At 73.7% G+C, this 3,670-nt stretch carries 4 protein-coding genes; 3 read left to right on the top strand and 1 reads right to left on the bottom strand.

What is annotated here, in order from left to right; translation table 11 throughout:
- Window positions 1–78: 78 nt before the first annotated feature.
- From GT045_RS28875 to GT045_RS28865, 3 genes are read left to right on the top strand one after another with little or no spacing between them, the layout of a single operon-like run.
- The gene (locus GT045_RS28875; protein WP_161294706.1) at window positions 79–759 is read left to right on the top strand and encodes an ABC transporter permease; all 681 of its coding nucleotides are present in this window, start codon (window positions 79–81) and stop codon (window positions 757–759) included.
- Entirely contained in the window at window positions 756–1,427 is a 672-nt protein-coding gene (locus GT045_RS28870; RefSeq protein ID WP_161335986.1) for an ABC transporter permease subunit, read from the top strand. Before GT045_RS28875 ends, GT045_RS28870 begins: the two co-directional genes overlap by 4 nt.
- Window positions 1,406–2,365 carry an ABC transporter substrate-binding protein gene (locus GT045_RS28865; RefSeq protein WP_161335985.1) on the top strand — a complete coding sequence of 320 codons (960 nt, stop codon included), beginning with the start codon at window positions 1,406–1,408 and terminating at the stop codon, window positions 2,363–2,365. Before GT045_RS28870 ends, GT045_RS28865 begins: the two co-directional genes overlap by 22 nt.
- A gap of 6 nt (window positions 2,366–2,371) precedes the next feature.
- Here GT045_RS28865 and GT045_RS28860 read toward each other — a convergent pair whose 3' ends face one another.
- Window positions 2,372–3,526 (bottom strand): betaine/proline/choline family ABC transporter ATP-binding protein, encoded by a 1,155-nt coding sequence (locus tag GT045_RS28860; protein ID WP_161335984.1) that lies wholly within the window; start codon window positions 3,524–3,526, stop codon window positions 2,372–2,374.
- Window positions 3,527–3,670 lie beyond the last annotated feature (144 nt).

Here is a 3,670-nt window from a genome sequence, read left to right as displayed (position 1 = left end):
ACCCGGCGCGCCGCCCCGCCCCCCCGTACGGGTCACCCCAGCGCGCCGACCCGCCCCCCGGCCCGGTGCAATGGAGCCGTGACCGCGCCCCCGGACGACTGCCTCGCGCGCAACGAATGGATCTGCGGCGCCTACCTGAGCACGCGTCGGCAGATCCTCCTCGACGCGGTGGTCCAGCACCTCCAGCTGACGCTGCTGTCCGTCCTGATCGGCCTGGTCATCGCGCTGCCGCTCGCGGTGGCGGCCCGGCGCTGGGGCTGGGCGGCCGGTCCCGTCCTCGCCGTGACGACGATCCTCTACACGATCCCGTCGCTGGCGATGTTCTCCCTGCTCCTGCCCCTCTACGGCCTCTCGGCCACCCTGGTGGTCGCCGGGCTGGTGCTGTACTCGCTCACCCTCCTGGTGCGCAACATCCTCGCGGGCCTGCGCGCGGTCCCGGAGGAGACCCGGCAGGCCGCACGCGGCCTCGGCTACGGCCCCGTCCGCCTCCTGCTCACCGTGGAACTCCCCCTCGCCCTGCCCGCCGCCATGGCCGGCCTGCGCATTGCCACGGTCTCGGCGGTCTCCCTGGTCACGGTCGGTGCGATCGTCGGCTTCGGCGGGCTCGGCAACCTCATCTACGCGGGCATGAACACCTACTTCAAGGCCCAGGTGCTCACCGCGTCCGTGCTGTGCGTGCTGATCGCCGTCGCCGCCGACCTGCTCCTGCTCGGCGCGCAGCGGCTGATCACGCCCTGGGCCAGGGCGGGCCGGGGATGAGCACCCTCACCGCGAGCTGGGACTGGCTCACCGACCCCGCGCACTGGCCGGGCGACGACGGCATCCGGCACCGCCTGCTCCAGCACCTCCTGCTCACCGTCGTCTGCCTGGTCCTCAGCTGCCTGATCGCCCTGCCCGTCGCCCTCGTCCTCGGCCACCTCGGCAAGGGCGGCGCGCTCGCCGTGAACGTGTCCAACGTCGGCCGGGCCGTGCCCACCTTCGCCGTCCTGGTCCTGCTCCTGCTGACCCCCGTGGGCAGGTGGGGCGAGGGACCCACGGTGGTCGCCCTGGTCCTGTTCGCCGTGCCGCCCCTGCTGACCAACGCCTACGTCGGCATGCGCGAGGTCGACCGCGGTGTCGTCCAGGCCGCCCGGGGGATGGGGATGACGGGCCGGCAGGTGCTGTTCCGCGTGGAGCTGCCCCTCGCACTGCCGCTGCTGCTGAACGGCGTACGGATCGCCGCCGTCCAGCTCGTCGCCACCGCCACCATCGCCGCGCTCGCGGGCGGCGGCGGCCTCGGCCGGATCATCACCGCCGGCTTCAACCTGGCCAGCACCCCCCAGGTGGTCGCGGGCGCGCTCCTCGTCGCCGTGTTCGCCCTGATCGTCGAGGGGGTCTTCGAGGTCGCCGAACGCCTGGCGCCGAGATGGGCCCGGGGTGGCCGGTGAGAGGCCGCGCCCGGGCGTCAGCCGCCGTGCTCCTCGCCCTCACCGCCTGCTCCCCGGGTCCCTCCCTGGAGAACCGGGGCGCGGTCACCGCATCGCCCGGCGACAGCCACCACCTCACCGTCGGCTCGGCCGGGTTCACCGAGAGCGACCTGCTCGCCCAGATGTACGCGCAGCTGCTGGACCAGGCCGGGTACCGCACCTCTATCCTCACGGTCGCCAACCGGGAGCTGTACGAACCCGCCCTGGAGTCCGGCCAGATCGACGTCGTACCGGAGTACGCGGCCACGTTCGCCGACTGGCTCAACGCCAAGACGCACGGCGCCGACGCGAGACCCGTCGGCTCCCCCGATCTCGGCGCGACCATGAAGGCTCTGCGCGAACTCGCCGCACCCCGCGGCCTCACGGTCCTTCCCCCCGGCCGCGCGGTCGACCAGAACGCCTTCGCCGTCAGCGCCGGTTACGCCCGCGCGCACGGCCTCAGGACCCTCAGCGACCTGGGGGCCGCGAAGCTGAAGGTGCGGCTCGCCGCCGGTGACGAGTGCGTGGAACGGCCGTACTGCGCGCCCGGCCTGAAGAAGGTGTACGGCATCGACATCACCGGGGTCGACCCCAAGGGCGTCGGCACCACCCAGGCCAAACTGGCCGTGCAGGACGGCCGGGACCAGATGGTGCTGACCACCACCACGGACGCCACCCTGGACCGGTTCGGTCTGGTCCTGCTGGCGGACGACCGGCATCTGCAGAACGCCGACTACGTCGTCCCGGTCGTCAACCGCTCCCGCGCGGGCAGCGCACGCGTGGTGAAGGCGCTGGGCAAGCTCAACGACGTCCTGACGACCGAGGACCTCGCACGGCTGAACCAGCAGGTCGATGTCCGGCGCCGGCTGCCCGCCGACGTCGCCCGGGCCTACCTGAAGGACAAGGGCCTGCTGAAGTGAACCGGATCAGGCGTCCGACACCGAGTCGAAACTGACCTGCCCCCGCGCCACACCCTGCGCGTCCGCGTCCACCGAACGGCGCAGCGCCTCGTGCAGCTTCGCCGGGGTGAGCACACCGAGGAACCGCGCGCCGTCCAGTACGGCGACCCAGCCGGCGTCGTGCTGGAGCATCACCCCGAACGCCTGCTTCAGCGGGGCGCCCACCGGCACCCAGGCGGTCATCCGGTGCACCAGGTCCCCGACGGCACCGCCCGCCGCCAGCTCGTCGATGCCCACCCAGCCGCGCAGGTCGCCGCCCGTGTCCAGGACCACCGCCCACCGCGCGCCCTCGGCGCGCAGCCGCCGCGCGGCCCGCTCGGCGGGCTCGTCCACCCGGGCCACGGGCGGCTGCTCCAGGTCGTCCGGCTCGATCTCGGTGACCGACAGCCGCTTCAGCCCGCGGTCGGCGCCCACGAAGGAGGCGACGTACCCGTTCGCGGGCGCCCCGAGCACCGCGCCGGGCGTGTCGAACTGTTCGATACGGCCCTCCCCGTAGACGGCGATGCGGTCACCGAGCCGGACGGCTTCCTCGATGTCGTGCGTGACCAGCAGCACCGTCTTGCGCACCGCGGCCTGCATGCGCAGGAACTCGTCCTGCAGCTGCTCGCGCACCACCGGGTCGACCGCGCCGAACGGCTCGTCCATCAGCAGCACCGGCGGATCGGCGGCCAGCGCCCGGGCCACGCCGACCCGCTGCCGCTGCCCGCCGGACAGCTGCTCCGGATAGCGCCGCCCGTACGTGTGCGGGTCGAGCCCCACCAGCTCCAGCAGCTCGGCCGCCCGGGCCCGCGCCTTCGCCCGCTTCCAGCCCAGCAAGGAGGGCACGGTCGCGGTGTTGTCCAGGACGGTGCGGTGGGGGAAGAGGCCGACCTGCTGGATGACGTAGCCGATGCGGCGGCGCAGCTGCACCGGGTCGACGGCCGCGATGTCCTCGCCGTCCACCAGGATCCGGCCGGAGGTCGGCTCGATGAGCCGGTTCACCATCATCATGGTCGTCGTCTTGCCGCAGCCGGACGGCCCGACGAGAGTGACCAGCTCCCCCTCGGACACCTCGAAGGAGAGGTCGTCCACGGCCGTCGTCCCGTCCGGGTACCGCTTGGTGACCTGCTCGAACCGGATCATTCCCTCACGCTACGGCAGCGCGCCCCGGGCCTCATCCCGCCGTGCCCCGACCGGCGGACACGGCGGGCGGCCGGGCGTCGCCGCACGCCACGGCCCGCGCCCCCGAGCACGGCGGCCGGCCCGCGCTCCCGAGCACGGCGGCCG

Source organism: Streptomyces sp. SID486 (assembly GCF_009865385.1).
Lineage (GTDB): Bacteria > Actinomycetota > Actinomycetes > Streptomycetales > Streptomycetaceae > Streptomyces.
This window is presented reverse-complemented; position numbering and strand designations above follow the sequence as displayed.

Coding starts and splice junctions, on each gene's coding strand:
- GT045_RS28870 (WP_161335986.1), top strand. CDS start 756: ATGAGCACCCTCACCGCGAGCTGGGACTGGCTCACCGACCCCGCGCAC.
- GT045_RS28865 (WP_161335985.1), top strand. CDS start 1,406: ATGGGCCCGGGGTGGCCGGTGAGAGGCCGCGCCCGGGCGTCAGCCGCC.
- GT045_RS28860 (WP_161335984.1), bottom strand. CDS start 3,526: ATGATCCGGTTCGAGCAGGTCACCAAGCGGTACCCGGACGGGACGACG.